Below are 1659 nucleotides of genomic sequence, written 5' to 3'. Positions count from 1 at the left end.
GCACTGCCGCATCTGCTTTGCCCGCTCTCCCGAACCCCGCCGGAAGCCGCAGCGTGGGTGCGGGTTCGGGCTACGTCGGCCACGGGCGTGAACACTGATACGTGTGGACGCACCCGCCGCACGGGCGGGAAGAGCGGGCCAACGCCTGAGCGCGCGAGGAGCCCCTTCGGCATGGGAAAGCCGAAGAGGCAGAGTGGAAAACAGCGGTGAGACTCGATATCCCGGGGCCGGGGTGGCTAACAGCGCCATCGCGCGGGAATACCCGGAAACTGGGGATGATGACGGAAGTTCACACGCGGCCTACGAGCTCGGTCGATGTGCGGTGGAGGAATCCACCCGGTCTTGCCCGGATTCTCCGAATCCTCACCCATCACAACGGTTTCCCAGCCGTTCGGACCGTTGTTGATCTGGGCGTGGCAGGCATCGCAGGCGAAAGTCAGGTTCTCGATGTCCGTTTCGCCACCATCAGCCCATTCTCGGATGTGGTGTACAGCCGAGCGGCTCGCTGGCGCGTCGCATCCCGGGCGCGTGCACCCACGTTCGGTGGCGGTCAGCGCAAGGCGTTGTGCCGGGTTGGCGAGACGCTGGCCGCGCGACAGGTGCAGGGGTCGGCCGTTGCGGTCGAGCACCACCAGATACGGGGTCGAGTTCCTGGCCACCTGGAGGGCCTGGGTGATCGACATCGTGCCGCCGGTCGCGGTGGTGGCGACCCCGGCGCGCTTCTCGAGGTCGTCGATGCTCATGGTGATGATCGTCGAGACCGGCAGGCCGCGATGCGATCCCAGCTTCGTGGGTCCCATGTCGGGGCGGAAGAACACCAGCAGGGCGTCGTGGTTGCGTTGCTCGGCGTTGCGGCGGTCCCGTTTGGCGGCCGCGCGCAGTTTCGCACGAGCCGCAGCGCGGGCACGCTCTGCCGGGGTCAGCGAAGGATCATCGGCCCTGGCATCATCACCGGTGTCGTCGCCGTCGTCGAGTTCGGTATCGAGACCCAGTTCGGCGGTGGTCCATGGGCTTTCGGGGTCGTCCGGGTTGCACATGCCGGGGCGCCCGAATTTCTCGAACATCGGGATCATGACCGCCCCCAACTGCGGGGTCAGATACCCGGAGATCGGGTACATGCCATCGATGCCCTGATGCCCGATCTTGACGCACCGGACCCGCTGGCGGTCCCGGTCCTCGGTCAAACGCCCATCGGGATCGACGTGGGCCAGGATATGGACCCCGAGCTTGGTCACACCCTTCGGATCACCCTCACGGGCATACGAGGTCAGATGCTCCTCGGCATGATCCTTCACTTCCGGACCGGCAGCGTCGGGGATCCGCGTCAGCGCATCGTGGATGGCCTTCACATGGTCGGCGGAGATCTCTCCGGCGCGTTGCGCTTTAGCTACGAGCGGCAATTTCGGCGGGCGGGTGCTCGAACCCACAGACACTGTCGACAGCAGATCGGCGTTGCGAACGCGGGCGGTGGCCTCGGCGTACGACAGTCGCAGGGTCTGCTGCAGGAACAGGATCAAGCTCTTCACACCCGCCCGAGGGCCCAAGTCCCGCGCCCCGCACTCGAGCGCGAACCGCTGCTTCACCGCTTCGAGCTTTCGGAAGCTGGTCTCGAGCTCCTGCATAACTTCGATGACCTCGTCCTTGCCCAACGAGTACATC

At 66.0% G+C, this 1659-nt stretch carries 1 protein-coding gene; it reads right to left on the bottom strand.

Annotated elements, in window-relative coordinates; all coding sequences use genetic code 11:
- Positions 1–236: 236 nt before the first annotated feature.
- The coding region (locus tag ACWDOP_RS38960; RefSeq protein WP_456349088.1) for a DUF222 domain-containing protein at positions 237–1659 on the bottom strand (1423 nt) is incomplete at its 5' end.

The organism is Nocardia sp. NPDC003693, from assembly GCF_053981095.1.
Note: the sequence above shows the minus strand (reverse complement) of the source record. Positions and strands in the feature narration are given on the sequence as shown.